The organism is Micromonospora sp. DT229, assembly GCF_049844505.1.
Lineage (GTDB): Bacteria > Actinomycetota > Actinomycetes > Mycobacteriales > Micromonosporaceae > Micromonospora.
Genome location: NZ_JBNCLD010000004.1, coordinates 58599 through 73847, shown reverse-complemented (window position 1 = coordinate 73847; position 15249 = coordinate 58599). Strand labels below are relative to the sequence as shown.

General features: G+C 70.6%; 15 protein-coding genes. 9 read left to right on the top strand and 6 right to left on the bottom strand.

All coding sequences use genetic code 11. The annotated features are described in order from the left end of the window. Positions 1–156: 156 nt before the first annotated feature. Both ACLQ2T_RS07780 and ACLQ2T_RS07775 read right to left on the bottom strand, forming a co-directional pair. Complete coding sequence (locus ACLQ2T_RS07780; protein WP_425765308.1) at positions 157–1245, bottom strand: coenzyme F420-0:L-glutamate ligase; 1089 nt, start codon at positions 1243–1245, stop codon at positions 157–159. Beyond that, a complete protein-coding gene (locus tag ACLQ2T_RS07775) occupies positions 1242–2300 on the bottom strand; it encodes a 2-phospho-L-lactate transferase (RefSeq protein WP_425765307.1) in 1059 nt (352 codons plus the stop codon). The genes ACLQ2T_RS07780 and ACLQ2T_RS07775 overlap by 4 nt, the downstream gene beginning before the upstream one ends. Positions 2301–2398: 98 nt before the next feature. Here ACLQ2T_RS07775 and ACLQ2T_RS07770 point away from each other — a divergent pair, with 98 nt between their 5' ends. The 6 genes from ACLQ2T_RS07770 (at position 2399) to ACLQ2T_RS07745 (ending at position 9180) form a co-directional block, all read left to right on the top strand. Next, on the top strand, positions 2399–3574 hold the full coding sequence (locus ACLQ2T_RS07770; RefSeq protein WP_425765306.1) for a hypothetical protein: 1176 nt from the start codon (positions 2399–2401) through the stop codon (positions 3572–3574). Positions 3575–3644: 70 nt separating this feature from the next. After that, the gene (locus ACLQ2T_RS07765) at positions 3645–6185 is read left to right on the top strand and encodes a bifunctional FO biosynthesis protein CofGH (protein WP_425765305.1); all 2541 of its coding nucleotides are present in this window, start codon (positions 3645–3647) and stop codon (positions 6183–6185) included. Between the two features lie 156 nt (positions 6186–6341). Further along, entirely contained in the window at positions 6342–6620 is a 279-nt protein-coding gene (locus tag ACLQ2T_RS07760) for a hypothetical protein (RefSeq protein WP_425765304.1), read from the top strand. A 75-nt stretch (positions 6621–6695) separates the two neighbouring features. Then, the gene (locus ACLQ2T_RS07755) at positions 6696–8090 is read left to right on the top strand and encodes a DUF4331 domain-containing protein (protein WP_425765303.1); all 1395 of its coding nucleotides are present in this window, start codon (positions 6696–6698) and stop codon (positions 8088–8090) included. Positions 8091–8107: 17 nt separating this feature from the next. Further along, positions 8108–8452, top strand: a complete 345-nt coding sequence (locus ACLQ2T_RS07750) for a phospholipase (protein WP_425765302.1) — start codon at positions 8108–8110, stop codon at positions 8450–8452. Between the two features lie 470 nt (positions 8453–8922). Then, the gene (locus ACLQ2T_RS07745) at positions 8923–9180 is read left to right on the top strand and encodes a WhiB family transcriptional regulator (protein WP_013731688.1); all 258 of its coding nucleotides are present in this window, start codon (positions 8923–8925) and stop codon (positions 9178–9180) included. Positions 9181–9275: 95 nt separating this feature from the next. On the opposite strand, the gene ACLQ2T_RS07740 is transcribed toward ACLQ2T_RS07745, so the two are convergent. Then, positions 9276–9725 (bottom strand): metallopeptidase family protein, encoded by a 450-nt coding sequence (locus tag ACLQ2T_RS07740; protein WP_425765301.1) that lies wholly within the window; start codon positions 9723–9725, stop codon positions 9276–9278. 151 nt (positions 9726–9876) lie between these two features. Between ACLQ2T_RS07740 and ACLQ2T_RS07735 the strand changes: the two genes are divergently transcribed. After that, the gene (locus ACLQ2T_RS07735; protein WP_425765300.1) at positions 9877–10251 is read left to right on the top strand and encodes a DUF3499 domain-containing protein; all 375 of its coding nucleotides are present in this window, start codon (positions 9877–9879) and stop codon (positions 10249–10251) included. Positions 10252–10273: 22 nt separating this feature from the next. Here the strand turns inward: ACLQ2T_RS07735 and ACLQ2T_RS07730 are convergent, their stop codons facing one another. Both ACLQ2T_RS07730 and ACLQ2T_RS07725 read right to left on the bottom strand, forming a co-directional pair. After that, a complete protein-coding gene (locus ACLQ2T_RS07730; RefSeq protein WP_425765299.1) occupies positions 10274–11650 on the bottom strand; it encodes an NAD(P)/FAD-dependent oxidoreductase in 1377 nt (458 codons plus the stop codon). Between the two features lie 79 nt (positions 11651–11729). Beyond that, positions 11730–13076 (bottom strand): aspartate aminotransferase family protein, encoded by a 1347-nt coding sequence (locus ACLQ2T_RS07725; RefSeq protein WP_425765298.1) that lies wholly within the window; start codon positions 13074–13076, stop codon positions 11730–11732. 361 nt (positions 13077–13437) lie between these two features. Here ACLQ2T_RS07725 and ACLQ2T_RS07720 point away from each other — a divergent pair, with 361 nt between their 5' ends. Beyond that, complete coding sequence (locus ACLQ2T_RS07720; RefSeq protein ID WP_425765297.1) at positions 13438–14208, top strand: Scr1 family TA system antitoxin-like transcriptional regulator; 771 nt, start codon at positions 13438–13440, stop codon at positions 14206–14208. Beyond that, complete coding sequence (locus ACLQ2T_RS07715; RefSeq protein ID WP_425765296.1) at positions 14199–14396, top strand: DUF397 domain-containing protein; 198 nt, start codon at positions 14199–14201, stop codon at positions 14394–14396. The genes ACLQ2T_RS07720 and ACLQ2T_RS07715 overlap by 10 nt, the downstream gene beginning before the upstream one ends. Before the next feature lie 193 nt (positions 14397–14589). On the opposite strand, the gene ACLQ2T_RS07710 is transcribed toward ACLQ2T_RS07715, so the two are convergent. Then, positions 14590–15102 (bottom strand): Lrp/AsnC family transcriptional regulator, encoded by a 513-nt coding sequence (locus ACLQ2T_RS07710; protein WP_327022632.1) that lies wholly within the window; start codon positions 15100–15102, stop codon positions 14590–14592. Positions 15103–15249: the final 147 nt, after the last annotated feature.

The following is a 15249-nucleotide window of genomic DNA, read 5'->3' as shown; positions in this document are numbered from 1 at the left end:
CCACCCCACCCCTCATCGACCCGCGTTCCACCCCCATCGACCCCGTTGATCATGAGGTTGACGGCACTCTGAAGATCAACGAGTGCCGCCAACCTCATGATCAACCGACTGAGGGGTGGGTGGGGGTGGGGGTGGGGGTGGGGGTGGGTGGGGTTGTTAGAGGGCGAGGGTGGCGGCGGCGGTGGTGTGGGCGGGGGGTGGGAGGAGTTGGGAGGGGACGCCCTCGGCGGCGAGGGCGGTGCGGAGGCGTTGCACGTCGGTGCCGAAGCGGACCAGTTGGACGGGGCCAACCGGGGTGGGTGGGGAACACAGCACGAGCGCGGTGGCCTCGGCGGGCCACCCGGCCACGGTGGCGACCAGGCCGGTACGTACGTCGTTGTCGGTCACCTGGGTGAAGACCGTGCCGGGAGCGACCACCTCGGCGACCGCGGCGATCGCCCGGTCGACCGCTGAGGGATCGGGTGCGGTCTCGCCCGGGCGGTCGGCCAGGACGGCGGCGGCGGCCAGCCCGGCCGCCTTGGCCTCGGCGGTGCCGAGCGCGAACAGGTCCATCTCGGCGTCCCGGACGAGTACCTTGGCCCCCGCGCCGTCGTCGGGCAGCGGCGCGGTCAGGTAGCCCCGGATCACCGCCACCGGCATCTGATCACACTTACCCTTGATCAACTCGCCTGCCGCGGCCAGCTCGTCGGCCACCGCCATCTGGGTCAGCACCAACTCGTTGCCGTACGGGTCGACCTCGCCCCGGTGATCGCGGATGGCCTCCATCCCGGCCACCCCGAGGGCCACGTCGGTCAGCCCGTTGCGCCAGGGCCGGCCCGAGGTGTCACTGATGATCACGGCCACCTGGACGCCGTACCGGTCGCGCAGGGCGGCCCGCAGCGCCCGGGCCGAGGCGTCCGGATCCTCGGGAAGCAGCACCAGCCGTGTCTTGTCGACGTTGGAGGCGTCGATGCCGGCCGAGGCCATCACGAAGCCGTGCCGGGTCTGCACGATCCGGGTCGCCCCCCGGGCGGCCACCACCCGTACGGTCTCGGCCGCCAGGATCTCCTCCCGGGCGGCCTGCCGCTCCGGCCCGTCAGCCGGGACGTCCACCAACCGCCCCTCCGCCTTGGAGACGATCTTGCTGGTCACCACGAGCACATCGCCGTCGCGCAGCCAGGGCGCCGCCGTCGCGATCAATGCGGCAAGGTCGTCACCCTCAGCCACATGGCCGATGCCGGGCACCGGCAGGATCTCCAGTTTCATGCCATCTCCACTGCGGCGCGCACCATCGCCACCGTCGCCGCCTCGTCGGTCATCCGCAATGGTGCCGCGCGTACGGTCACCTGCGGTATCACTGTCTGCGCATCCTCCTCGGCCACCAGCCAGCCGTCGAGCAGGCCACCGGCCGCCCGGGCGCCGTACAACTGCCCGACCCCGGCCGCGCTGCACTCCACCCCGACCACCGCCAGGCACCGGTCGGCCATGCCCCGCACCGGCGCGCCACCGATGATCGGCGACACGCCCACCACCGGCGCCGGCCCGGTCGTCACCGCCTCCCGTACGCCCGCCACGGCCAGAATCGGCGTGATGCTGACCGCCGGATTGCTCGGCGCGATCAGCACCACGTCCGCCTCGGCGATCGCCTCGGTCACGCCGGGAGCGGGCTTCGCCGCCTCGGCCCCGACGAAGACGAACCGGTGGGTCGGCAACTGCGCCCGATGCCGTACCCACCACTCCTGGAAATGGATCGCCTGCTGCCCGCCGCCGAAGCCGTCAGCAGCAGCGGCGTTGTTCGTGGCTGCGGGGCTCGCAAGCTCACTCCTCGCACTCACGGTGCTGGCGTTGTTCGTGGCTGCGGGGCTCGCAAGCTCACTCCTCGCACTCACGATCACATGGGTTTCGAGGCGGTCGTTGGTTGCCGGGAGCAGCCGTACGCCGGGCTGCCAGCGGGTCGCCAGTGCCTCGGTCACCTGGTGCAGGGGGTATCCCGCGTCCAGCATGGTGGTGCGGACCAGGTGGGTGGCGAGGTCCTTGTCGCCCAGCCCGAACCAACCAGGCTCGGCACCGTACGCGGCCAACTCGTCCTTGACCGTCCAGGTCTCCCCGGTCCGGCCCCAGCCTCGCTCCGGGTCGGCACCCCCGCCCAGGGTGTACATGACACTGTCCAGATCCGGGCAGACCCGCAGCCCGTGCAGGCGGAGATCGTCACCGACGTTGACTACCGCGGTGACCTCCGCTCCCACTTCCTGGGCATAGGCCCGCACCCCGAGCAGGAAGCGGGCTCCGCCGATGCCCCCGGTCAGAACCACGATGCGCATCCGACCATCCTCGCCTACGTGACACCTGCAACGCGGCGTCGCCCGGGGAGACTAGGCTCACGTCGCCATCTGTCCGCTTTCGCCCCCAGGGAGAGTTCGTGACCAGCCCTGCCGAGCCGCCCTCGCCCAATGCCCCGACGACGGCTGATCAGGTGACCCGGCCGCTGAGGGAACTCGCCGCCTTGGTGCTTCTCGGCGCCAACACCGTATTCCTTTTCGTCGGCCTGATCCGGCTGCTGGCCCCGCAGGGTGCCTACAGCACGGTGACCGGCCGTGCGGGCAGCGCCTTCTTCGCCTTCATCGGGCTGGAGGCGATCGTGCTGCCGGTGCTGGCCGTGCTGCTGGCCACCCACATCGCCCCGGCGGTGCCGAGAGCAAAGCTGATCACCCAGGTGGCCCTGATCGAGTACGCGGTCAGTGCCGTGCTCGGCGGGCTGACCCTGCTGGTCTGGCTAGTCGGTCGGCTGGCCGAGGCACAGATCTTCGACGCCCTCACCGGTCTGCTGACCCGGGTGGCCTGGGTGGCGTTGTTCGGCCTGGCCGCATACGTGGTGTGGAGTGTCTGGCGGCGGCTCTACCACGTGCCCCGCCCCAAGGCGGAGCCCGGCCTGTACGGCACCCCGCAGCCCGGCTGGCCCGGCCAGCCCGGCGACGGCAACGCCCAGTCCTGGTACCAGGGCCAGCCCGGATACCCCAACCAGTCCGGTTACCAGGGTCAGTCCGGCTACCCGGGCCAGTCCGGATACCCAGGTCAGTCCGGATACCCAGGTCAGTCTGGTTACCAGAGCCAGACCGGGTACCCCGGTCAGACCGACCAGGCGGGATACCCGGGTCAGCCGGGCCCCGGCCAGTCCGGACACCCCGGCGGCGGATGGTCGACCGGTGACCAGTCGGGTCGTCCCGGTGCGGGCCAGGAAACCGGCGCGGGCCAGATGCACCACACGAGCCAGGGGACGGGTTTCTCCGAAGGGTGGCAGCCCGCCTCGTCCCCGGAGTCCGCGTCGCCGCACACCTGGCCGCCGCACGGTCAGCCGGCCGTCCCCCCGCAGGCACCACCGTCAGCAGTGCCCGCGTCCGCGCCGCCCGCGCCCGCGTCCGCGCCGCCGTTCGGGCAGCCGGCGTCAGCCGACCCCACCCAGACCATGCCGCGGCAGAGCGCCGAGCCCACCGAGGAGGTCACGCGTCAGGGTGCCGAGCCGACCCAGGCGCTGCCCCGGCCGGACGGTGACGGGGATCGTACCCAGCGCATCGATCCGGGCGGGCGATCCACCTGATCTCCTGACCCGCCGGTGTGGTTCCCCACGCCGGCGCGGTGGGCGGGGTGGCAGCGAATAGGCTGAGCGGATGGTTGACGGGAGCGGGCCCGTGTCGAGTGAGGCAGCGATTCGGCGGGCGTTGCGCCGGGCCGCCGCAGGCCGGGCGCTCGATGTCGAGGAGGCGTCGGCGCTGCTGACCGCGCGCGGTACGGCCCTTGACGAACTGCTCGGCATCGCCGGGGCGATCCGCGACGCCGGTCTGCGGGATGCCGGCCGGCCAGGAGTGGTGACCTACTCCAAGAAGGTCTTCATTCCGCTGACCCGGCTGTGTCGGGACCGCTGTCACTACTGCACCTTCGCCACCGTGCCGCACCGGTTGCCGGCCGCCTTCCTCGATCGCGACGAGGTGTTGGAGATCGCCCGGGCGGGCGCCGCGCAGGGCTGCAAGGAGGCGCTGTTCACGCTGGGTGACCGGCCGGAGGAGCGTTGGCCGGCGGCCCGGCAGTGGCTGGACGAACGGGGCTACGAGTCGACCCTGGATTATCTGCGCGCCTGCGCGGTGGCGGTGCTGGAGGAGACCGGCCTGCTGCCGCACCTGAATCCGGGGGTGCTCTCCTGGTCGGAACTGCAACGGCTCAAGCCGGTGGCGCCCAGCATGGGCATGATGCTGGAGACCACGGCCACGCGGCTCTGGTCGGAGCCCGGTGGCCCGCACTACGGCTCACCGGACAAGGAGCCGGCGGTGCGGCTGCGGGTGCTCGACGACGCCGGGCGGGTCGGGGTCCCCTTCACCACCGGCATCCTGATCGGCATCGGCGAGACCCACCCCGAGCGGGTGGAGGCGATCTTCGCGATCCGTCGGGCGCACCGGGAGTACGGCCATCTCCAGGAGGTGATCGTGCAGAACTTCCGCGCCAAGCCGGACACCGCCATGCGGGCCATGCCGGACGCGGAACTGCACGATCTCGCCGCGACCGTGGCGGTGACCCGGGTGCTGCTCGGGCCGAAGGCGCGCATCCAGGCACCCCCCAACCTGATCGCCGGGGAGTACGACCTGCTGCTGCGGGCCGGCATCGACGACTGGGGCGGGGTCTCCCCGGTGACCCCGGATCATGTGAATCCGGAGCGTCCCTGGCCGCAGCTCGACGAGTTGGCGGCGCGTACCGCCGCTGCCGGGTTCACCCTGCGCGAGCGGCTGACGGTCTACCCGGAGTATGTGCGGGCGGGCGAGCCGTGGCTGGATCCGCGTGTGCTGCCGCACGTCGATGCGTTGGCCGATCCGGCCACCGGGCTGGCCGTGGAGGCGGCCCGACCGGTGGGTCGGCCGTGGCAGGAGCCCGACGAGGCGTACGGCGGCCGTACCGACCTGCACGTCACGATCGACACGACGGGGCGTACCGGCGACCGGCGGGGCGACTTCGACCACGTCTACGGCGACTGGTCGGAGGTGGCCGCCAAGGCCGTCGTACCGCCGACGCAGGCCGGCAGCCCCGGTCGAGCGGCCACGGCGGGTTTCGGCGACGCCGACCTGCGCGCCGGGCTGCGGTTGGCCGGGCAGGAGCCGGCGGCTCTGCTGGAGCCCCGGCACGCCGAGGCGGCGCTGGCCCTGTTCGGCGCCGACGGTGAGGCGCTGGACGAGCTCTGCCGTACCGCCGACGACCTGCGTCGCGAGGCGGTCGGCGACGATGTCACCTACGTCGTCAACCGCAACATCAACTTTTCGAACGTCTGCTACGTGGGTTGCCGGTTCTGCGCGTTCGCCCAGCGTGAGCGCGACGCCGACGCGTACCGGCTGTCGGTGGAGCAGGTCGCCGACCGGGCCGAGCAGGCGTGGGCGGCCGGGGCCAGTGAGGTCTGCCTGCAGGGCGGCATCGATCCGAAGCTGCCGGTGACCGTCTACGCCGACCTGATCCGGGCGATCAAGGCACGGGTACCGCAGCTGCACGTGCACGCCTTCTCTCCGATGGAGATCGCCACCGCCGCCGCCAAGGCCGGGGTGTCCGTGCGTGAGTGGCTCAGCGGACTTCGCGAGGCGGGGCTGGACACCATCCCGGGCACCGCCGCGGAGATCCTCGACGACGAGGTGCGCTGGGTGCTCACCAAGGGCAAACTGCCGACCGCCGCCTGGGTCGAGGTGGTCAGCACCGCCCATGAGCTGGGCATCCGGTCCAGCTCCACGATGATGTACGGACATGTGGATCATCCGGGCCAGTGGCTGACCCACTTCCGGGTACTGGCCGGGGTGCAGGACCGTACCGGCGGGTTCACCGAGTTCGTGGCGCTGCCGTTCGTGCACACCAACGCGCCGATCTATCTCGCCGGCATCGCCCGGCCGGGGCCGACCTGGCGGGACAACCGGGCGGTGCACGCGATGGCCCGGGTGCTGCTGCACGGCCGCATCGACAGCATCCAGTGCTCCTGGGTCAAGCTCGGTGACGAGGGCAGCGCGGAGTTGCTGCGCAGCGGCTGCAACGACCTGGGCGGCACCTTGATGGAGGAGACCATCTCGCGGATGGCGGGCTCGGACAACGGATCGGCGCGTACCGAGGAGCAGCTGCGGGCGATCGCGGCGGCGGCGGGCCGGCCGGCCCGTAGGCGTACGACTGCGTACGGTCACGTGGAAGCCTGACATCGAACTTTCGCCAGCCGCCGGCCGTACCTGTCACTGCCGGCGGCGGTAGCGGCGAGGCTCTCGCCGCCGGCAACTTCTCACGGAGTTGGCGTGCCTGGTCGCGCCGGTCCGTCCGCCATCGCGGGCCGTGTGCGCCGCTGCCGGAAGGTTGCCATGAGAACTGAGACGCGCAAGCGGCGTTGGCCGCGATTGACCCGTCGGCAGACGTTGACGGCGGCGGCCAGCGCCACCCTGGGCGCCGCTGCCCTGGCCGTGCCGGGCCTCTCCTCCGCCGGAGACGACAAGGGCGCCGCCGCCGGTGTCGACGAGACGATCGTGGTGCACCTGCGCGACGGCCGTTCCGGGGTCATGGACGTGTTCGTCGGCGAGTCCCGCATCGAGGTGCGGGACCGGGGCCTGGCCGACCGGTTGCGGCGCGCCGCCCGGCGCTGATCTCCCGGCGTGGGCGCTGTACGCCCGGCCGATTCTCAAGCAATTCCTTCTCTCACCCAGTGAGGTGGCTGCGCCATGTCTTCACACCGTGAGGCGCCGGAGATCGCCAAGGATCCGGTCGCCGACTCCTGCGACCTGTACGCCTTCGTCACCCCGGATCGTCCGGACACGGTGACTCTGATCGCCAACTACGTGCCGCTGCAACTGCCCTCCGGGGGGCCGAACTTCTTCGAGTTCGGTGACGACGTGCGGTACGAGATCCATGTGGACAACAACGGCGACGGCCGCCCGGACGTCACCTACCGCTTCGAGTTCAGCACCGAGATCACCAACCCGAACAGTTTTCTCTACAACACCGGCCCGATCGAGGCCCTGGACAGCGAGAACTGGAACCGGCGGCAGTTCTACCGGTTGACCCGGATCGCCGGTGGCAAGGAGCAGGTGCTGGCCCGCAAGCTGCCCTGCCCGCCGAGCAACGTGGGCCCGCTGTCCATCCCGAACTACGGCGAACTGGTGCGCCAGGCCACCTTCAACCTCTCCACTGGGGAGAAGGTCTTCGCCGGGCAGCGTGCGGACGGCTTCTACGTGGATCTGGGCGCGATCTTCGATCTCGGTACCCTGCGCCCGTTCCAGCAGCTGCACGTCGCCGGTAAGAAGATCTTCAAGGCGGCCGGTGAGCCGGTGAACGCCCTGGACCGGATGAATGTGCACAGCATCGCGATCCAGGTGCCGGTGGAGAAGCTGCGTCGCCGCGCCAACCGGTACCACTGGCAGGAACCGGCCTCGGTGATCGGGGTGTGGACCTCGGCTTCCCGGCGTCAGGTCAGGGTGCTCGGGGAACGCAGCGCCGCCGACACCAACGCCGGCCCGTTCACCCAGGTGTCCAGGTTGGGCAACCCGTTGTTCAATGAGGTCATAGTGCCGATGGCGCAGAAGGACCTGTGGAACACCCTGCCGCCCGCGGAGGACAAGCGGTTCGCGCAGTTCGTCGAGCAACCCGAACTGGCCGCCCTGCTGCCGGTGCTCTACCCGGGTGTCTTTCCCAACCTGGAGCGGCTGACCAAGTCGAAGAAGGCGCGGGCGGACCTGGTCGCCATCCTGCTGACCGGCATACCGGAGGGGCTGATCAAGGGCTTCACCAACGCCACCGGCGACACCCGGGCCGACATGCTGCGGCTGAACACCGCGATCGGGCCGGCCCGCCGACCGAACCGGTTGGGGGTGCTCGGCGGCGATCTGGCGGGTTACCCGAACGGTCGGCGGGTCACCGACGACGTGGTGACCATCGCGCTGCGGGCCATCGCCGGGCTGACCGTGCCGTTGGTGGACCGGAAGTTCACCCCGGACGAGGCAGCCGCTGCGGTGACCCCGGGGCTCACCGAGGCCGACGTGACCGCACCCTTCCTGCGTAAGTTCCCATTCCTCGGTACGCCGTACGACGGGTTCAACAACCCGCTCGTGCGGGCCTGATTAAGGGGAGGTGGCGGATGACCGATCACGTCCACGCGTACGGGCCGACCGGCAGTGGAACGGTAATGCTCAACCTCGGCGGGGACACCGGTGCCCTGATCATTCACACCGGGCGTCGGCTGCTCGGCCGGGAGATCGAGATCAGCCTGGCCGACGGGGGTGGTCAACGGCGGACCCATGCGGCCGTACGGGAGCGGCAGGTCCAGGACGGCACCTTCCACAGTGCCGTCTATCCGGATCTTCCATCCGGTCTGTATACCGTCTGGTGGGACGAAATGAAGCCAGCCGGTGCGGTCACCGTTGCCGGTGGGGTGGTGACCGAGTTCGTCTGGCCCACCAGCATTTCTCCCTCCGCTGACTGACCCCTCACGCACTGCCGACGGCCGCGTTGGTCCACTATGTGGACTCAGCGCGGCCGTCGCGCTTGTGATCGACGGGCAGGGTGGACCAAGTCGGGATAACCTTGCCTCCCAAGATCAATCGCTGTCACGGCTGGTCTGCCAGGAGTGCTCGCACATGGCCGGAGGGGGCCGGTCGTGGGGTGGACGCCACGGCAGAAAACTCGGGCAACTCGCCGGGAGGGGCGTTACTCGGCCGGGGTCTGAATCGATAGGGCAGGGCGAGGCCGGGTGGTCCGCAGGGCCGTCCGGGAGCGTGTCGGGAGGGCGACTCCATTATCAAGTTTGGCTTGACGACGCACGCATTACACGCGTGTAATTTGAATGGGGTTGTTCACGCGGAACGCAACAAAACGGGGCCGGACGGACAAACACGCCTTTCGCGTGGGGGGTTGCAGCGGCGATGACGCCGGTGCGCGACAAGGAGGCAACTGATGGACGGCCAACTCGAGGCGGCCGACCTGCTCGGAAACGCGCCGGAGTGGCAGGAGCGGGCGTTGTGCTCGCAGACCGACCCGGAGGCGTTCTTCCCCGAGAAGGGCGGCTCGACCCGCGAGGCGAAGCGGATCTGCTCGCGGTGTGAGGTCAAGACGGAGTGCCTCGAATACGCTCTCGGGCACGACGAGCGGTTCGGGATCTGGGGCGGGCTCTCCGAGCGGGAACGCCGCAAGCTCAAGCGACGCGCCGCCTGATCCGTACTCGGGCCGGGGCGGTTGGGGACCGCCCCGCCCGGAGGCTTGGTCGTCCCGGACGGCCTGTCGCGGTGGGGGCTGCGACAGGGTGAGCGTCAGGCCAGCTCGTCCGGGTCGATACCGAGCAGGTTCGCCACCTGCTCGATGATCACATCGTGGACCAGGTCGGCCAGGTCCTCCCGGTCCATCGCCCGGAACTCCAGCGGACGTCGGTACAACACGATCCGGGGCGGCACCTCCTGGCGACCGGGCCGTCCCGGCAACAGCCGGGCCAGCGGGACCTCGCCATCCTCCAGCACATCGGAGTCGTAGACATTGAGCTCGGGCGGGACGTCCTCCACGGCGAACTCGACCCCGGCCAGCTCCTTGGCGAACCGGCGTTCCAGCGTCTCGACCGTGTCCAGCACCAGCTCGTCGAAGATCTCCGCCTTGGTACGGGCCAGCGGCACGGTGGCCGGCACGAGCCGTCCGCGCAGTCCACGACCATGCCGGTCGCGGTGGCCCCGCCGGCTGCCGCCGGGGCGGCGGTTCTCCGGGCTCGTCATGAGCCAAAGGGTAGCCCCCACCCCTGGCCGGCCACAGCTGCGCCGACACTGTGGCGTGCCGGGTCGATGTGTGGGAAATGTGATCACCAAGTCGGGCGTGTCGTAACGCGAAGCAGTGCGCCGGACCCGGTAATGGAGATACCCTGCGCCGGTGAGGTCACCACGGCGCTGCTCCCGCAACGGCTGCCCCCGGCAGGCAGTTGCCACGCTGACCTATGTCTACAACGAGTCGACAGCCGTGGTCGGCCCCCTGGCCGCGTTCGCCGAGCCGCACACCTACGACCTGTGCGAGCCGCACGCCCGCAGCCTCACCGCCCCCCGGGGCTGGGAGGTGGTCCGGCACGAGGGCGAGTTCGAGCCACCGCCGCCGACCACGGACGACCTGGTCGCCCTCGCCGAGGCGGTACGGGAAGCTGCCCGGCCCGCCCCTCGTCCCCCGTCCGAGGACCAGAACCAGAACGCCCAGTCGACCCCGCCCTCCACCTCCCGTCGCGGTCACCTGCGGGTGATTCCGCCCACCCACTGACCCGTCCGGGGTCGGCTGTCGGTCAGCTGCCCAGCAGGCGGGAGAAGGCGTCCGCTCGGCGGGAGGGCCGCCCGGTGCGGGACTCGGCTTCGTCGGCGGAGAACATGACCCGCAGGCCGGCGTTGACGGCCAACCACCGCAGCGGCTCCGGCTCCCAGCGGGGGGAACGGTGGTTGACCCAGGGCAGGGCGGTCAGCTCGGACTGCTCCCCACGGATCAGATCGGCCAGGGTGCGTCCGGCCAGGTTGCTGGTGCCGACCCCGTCGCCCACGTACCCGCCGGCCCAGGCCAGCCCGTCGGCCGGCTGGTAACCGACCGAGGCGGCCCAGTCCCGGGCCACTCCCAGCGGCCCGCCCCAGGTGTGCGACACCGGCACCTCGGCACCCAGCACCGGGAACAGGTCGCCGAGCGTACGACGCAGCGCCGCGAAGACCCGTGGCTCCCGGTCGTACGCGGGCCGCACCCGGGAGCCGAAATGGTACGGAGCACCCCGCCCGCCGAAGGCGAGTCGACCGTCGGCGGTGCGTTGGCCGTAGATGATGACATGCCGAAGATCGGTGAAGGTCTCCCGTTCGGCCAGGCCGATCCGGGCCCAGGTGGCCGGTGGCAGCGGTTCGGTGGCGAGCATCAGCGAGTAGATCGGAGCGATGGCCCGCCGCTGACCGGGCAACCCCGGGGTGTACCCCTCGGTGGCCCGCACCACCACCGGTGCCCGCACCGTCCCGTGCGGGGTCACCGCCGCACCCCGACGGATCCGGGTGACCGGGGTCTGGTCGTGGATCGTCACCCCGTGTCGCTCGACCGCCCTGGCCAGCCCCCGGACCAGCCGGGCCGGGTGCACGGTCGCGCAGTGCGGGGTGTACGTGCCACCCCGTACCCCCTCGGCGGCGCACCGGGCCTCGGCCTCGTCGGGACCGAGCAGGGCGAGATCCTCGGCCCCGAACCCGAACTCCCGGGCCTCCAGGACGCTCGCGTGGGCCCGCTGTAGCTGCGGTGCGCTGCGGGCCAGCGTGACCGTTCCCGCGTACGACCAGTGGCAGTCGATGCCCTCGGCCGCGACCACCCGACCGACCTCGCGCACGGTGTCGTACATGGCGCGCTGCATGGCGATCGCGGCGTCCCGACCGTGCCGACGGGCCAGCCCGGTCAGCGAGGTGGGCAGCAGGGCCGAACACCAGCCGCCGTTGCGCCCGGAGGCGCCGAAACCGGCCACCTGACGCTCCAGCACCACGATGCGCAACCCCGGGTCGGCCTGCGCCAGGTAGTACGCCGTCCACAACCCGGTGTAGCCCGCCCCGACGATCACCACGTCGGCATCGGTCTCACCGGCCAACGCCGCACGCGGAGTCAGCGGCTCGTCGACTGTGGACAGCCAGTACGACAGGTCGTGGTAGGACACGGCGACTCCTGAGGGTGCCGGTCGGACCGGACGCGATCACCCGGTCCGACCACGATGGACGCTGGCGCGCCCGGCGTTGTCAGAGGCGGGACCAGGCCTCGGTGAGCACGGTGCGCAGGATCTGCTCGATCTCGTCGAACTGCTGCTGCCCGGCGATCAGCGGCGGAGCGAGCTGCACCACCGGGTCACCCCGGTCGTCGGCACGGCAGTAGAGCCCGGCGTCGAACAAGGCGGTGGAGAGGAAGCCCCGCAGCAGCCGCTCCGACTCCGCCTCGTCGAAGGTCTCCCGGGTCTCCTTGTCCTTGACCAACTCGATGCCGTAGAAGTAGCCGTCGCCCCGCACGTCGCCGACGATCGGCAGGTCGTGCAGCTTCTCCAGGGTGGCGCGGAAGGCGCCCTCGTTGGCCCGTACGTGCCCGACGAGATCCTCCCGAGCGAAGACCTCCAGGTTGGCCAGGGCGACCGCGCAGGAGACCGGATGACCGCCGAAGGTCACCCCGTGGGCGAACATGCCGGTCTCGGTCAGGAACGGCTCCATCAGCCGGTCGCTGGCGATCATCGCACCGAGCGGGGCGTACCCGGAGGTGATGCCCTTGGCGGTGGTGATGATGTCCGGCTGGTAGCCGTAGCGGACCGCACCGAAGTACTCGCCGAGCCGCCCCCACGAGCAGATCACCTCGTCGCTGACCAGCAACACGTCGTAGGCGTCGCAGATCTCCCGGACCCGCTCGAAGTAGCCCGGCGGCGGGGGGAAGCACCCCCCGGAGTTCTGCACCGGCTCCAGGAAGACCGCCGCGACCGTGTCCGGCCCCTCCCGTTCGATGGCCCGACCGATCTCCTCGGCGGCCCACCGGCCGAACGCCACCGGATCGTCGCCGTGCTCCGGCGCCCGGTAGAAGTTCGTGTTCGGCACCTTGATGCCGCCGGGCACCAACGGCTCGAAATCGGTCTTGATGCCGGGCAGGCCGGTGATCGACAGGGCACCCATGGAGGTGCCGTGATAGGCGATGTACCGGCTGACCACCTTGTGCTTGGTCGGCTTGCCGACCCGCTTGAAGTACGCCCGGGCCAGCTTCCAGGCCGCCTCGACCGCCTCCGAACCGCCGGTGGTGAAGAACACCCGGTTCAGGTCCCCCGGGGTGAGGGTGGAGATTCGCTCCGCCAACTCCACCGCGGTCGGATGTGCGTACGACCAGAGCGGGAAGTAGGCCAGCTCCCCGGCCTGCTTGGCGGCGGCCTCCGCCAACTCGGTGCGCCCGTGGCCGGCGTTGACGACGAAGAGGCCCGCGAGCCCGTCCAGGTAGCGGCGGCCCTGGGCGTCCCAGACGTACGCTCCCTCGCCGCGCACGATGGTCGGCACCTCGCCGGCGGAGTAGCTCGCCATCCGGGTGAAATGCATCCAGAGGTGGTCGGTGGCGTTGGCCATGTCAGCCCCATCGGTCTCGGGCCGGTCAGGGGTCACCGGCCGCTCTGCCCACGGTTATCCCACAGTCAAGCGACGAATGGCAAGTGCAATCGGTTGACCATGCGGCCCATAGCAACGAATTCAGCGAGTCAGAGTGACATGGGCAACGGAATCCGCATCTCCGCCGGGCGGCGGGCGAGGTGGCGGGGTGCGAGGTGGCGGGAGGTGGTCGGCGGGACTCTTCTGGGGCGTTTTGGGGACGGTTCGATGGTGTGTGAGATGCGCCGAAACAGTCCTGCGGAACACGCCGGGAGCGGGCGGACAGCGCCACTCAGGGTGGCTAGCGTGCAGCGCAACGTGACGCTCGGGCGGAGGTCGGGAGATGAACGAGGCGCTGAGGCCGGCGATGGTGAACAAGGGCGAGACCGCTGAGTCGTTGGCCGGGAAGGTCGGCGTCGACCCGAAGACGGCGGGTCGGTGGGTCGCCGACGGGCGCACTCCGCATCCTCGGACCAGGGTCGCCGTCGCCACCGTGCTCGGGCGTCAGGCCGAGGAACTCTGGCCCGAGCCGTTTCGCCGCCGCGATCTGCCCTGGTTCCGGGAGTGGGCGAAACTGGAGCAGAAAGCCAGCTCACTCCGATCATATGAGCCGCTGTTGGTGCCGGGGCTGCTCCAGACCGAGGCGTACGCCCGAGGGGTGCTGGCCACCGGCGGCCTGTTGCCGCCGACGGAGGTGGAGGAGATCGTCGCCGGGCGGTTGGCGCGGCAGCGGGTGTTGGAGCGGGAGAATCCGCTCCAACTGGTCGCGGTGATCGACGAGGTGGTGCTGCGCCGGCAGGTGGGCGGCGATCGGGCGGTGATGGCGGAGCAACTCGCCCACCTGGCCGAGGTGGGCGAGCGGGAGCACGTACAGGTTCGGGTGATTCCGGCGGAGAATCCGTGGCACACCGGCCTGGCCGGGCCCTTCGTGCTGGCCCGCACGCCGGACGGCGGCGAGGCGGCCTATCTGGACAATCAGCTGCGCGGTCAGGTGGTGACCGAGCGTGCCGACCTTGCTAGCCTGGGCGCTAGATGGGAGAGCGTCACCGGCGAGGCGCTGCCCCGTCGCCAGTCCATCGAGCTGATCAGGGAAGTGGCGACGACATGGAGATGACCGGCGCCCGCTGGCGCACCGCCACCCGCAGCAGCAACAACGGCGGCAACTGTGTCGAAGTGGCGGACAACCTGCCCGGCCGGATCCTGGTACGCGACAGCAAGGATCGGGCCGGCGGCCTGTTGACCTTCACCCCCGACGCCTGGCGTACCTTCGTCGCGGCCACCCCGCGCCAAGCTGGCCGCTGACCGTCGCGGTTCGCCGTGCCGGGCTGACTGATCGACTCCGTTACGCCGTAATGGCGGGGTCGACGCTGCCCTGATACCGCCGTTACGCCGTAACGGAGTCGATCAAGCACAAGCCGGGCTGGGCGGGCCAGCTCGGCCGGGCCGAGGCGGGCAGGGCAGGCGTGCAGGGCGGGGCGGGGCCGGCCGAGCGGGGTTAGGCGGTGCCCCAGGTGTAGGTCTGCTTGCGGAGTTTGAGGTAGACGAAGGCCTCGGTGGAGACCACGCCGGGGACGGCGCGTAGGCGTTGCAGGATCTCCAGCAGGTGCTCGTCGTTGCGGCAGACCACCTCGGCCAGCAGGTCGAAGGAGCCGGCGGTGATCACCACGTAGTCGACCTCGTCGATATCGGCGATCCGGTCGGCGACGGATTCCAGGTCTCCGTCGGTACGAAGGCCGATCATGGCCTGTCGGGGGAAGCCGAGCTGAAGGGGGTCGGTCACCGCGACGATCTGCATCACCCCGGCGTCGAGCAGGCGCTGCACCCGCTGGCGTACGGCTGCCTCGGAGAGCCCCACGGCCTTGCCGATGGTGGCGTACGGCCGACGGCCGTCTTCCTGGAGCTGCTCGATGATCTGCTTGGCCACGTCGTCGAGCAGGGCGTGACTCGCGCCCTCGCGCACACTGACCCGGCGCCCGCCGCTGCCGTTGTCGTGCTGCCGGTTCGTCATCGACCGCTCCCCATGTCCATCACCGACTGAGCCTAACGTTATCGGCGGTTCTGGCGTAATCCGTCGTCCGAAGCTATAGCGACAACGGAATCCCTTGTACGAGAGGGTTGCTCATGTCAGGATCAGTCGTCCATCGCCATTGACCCT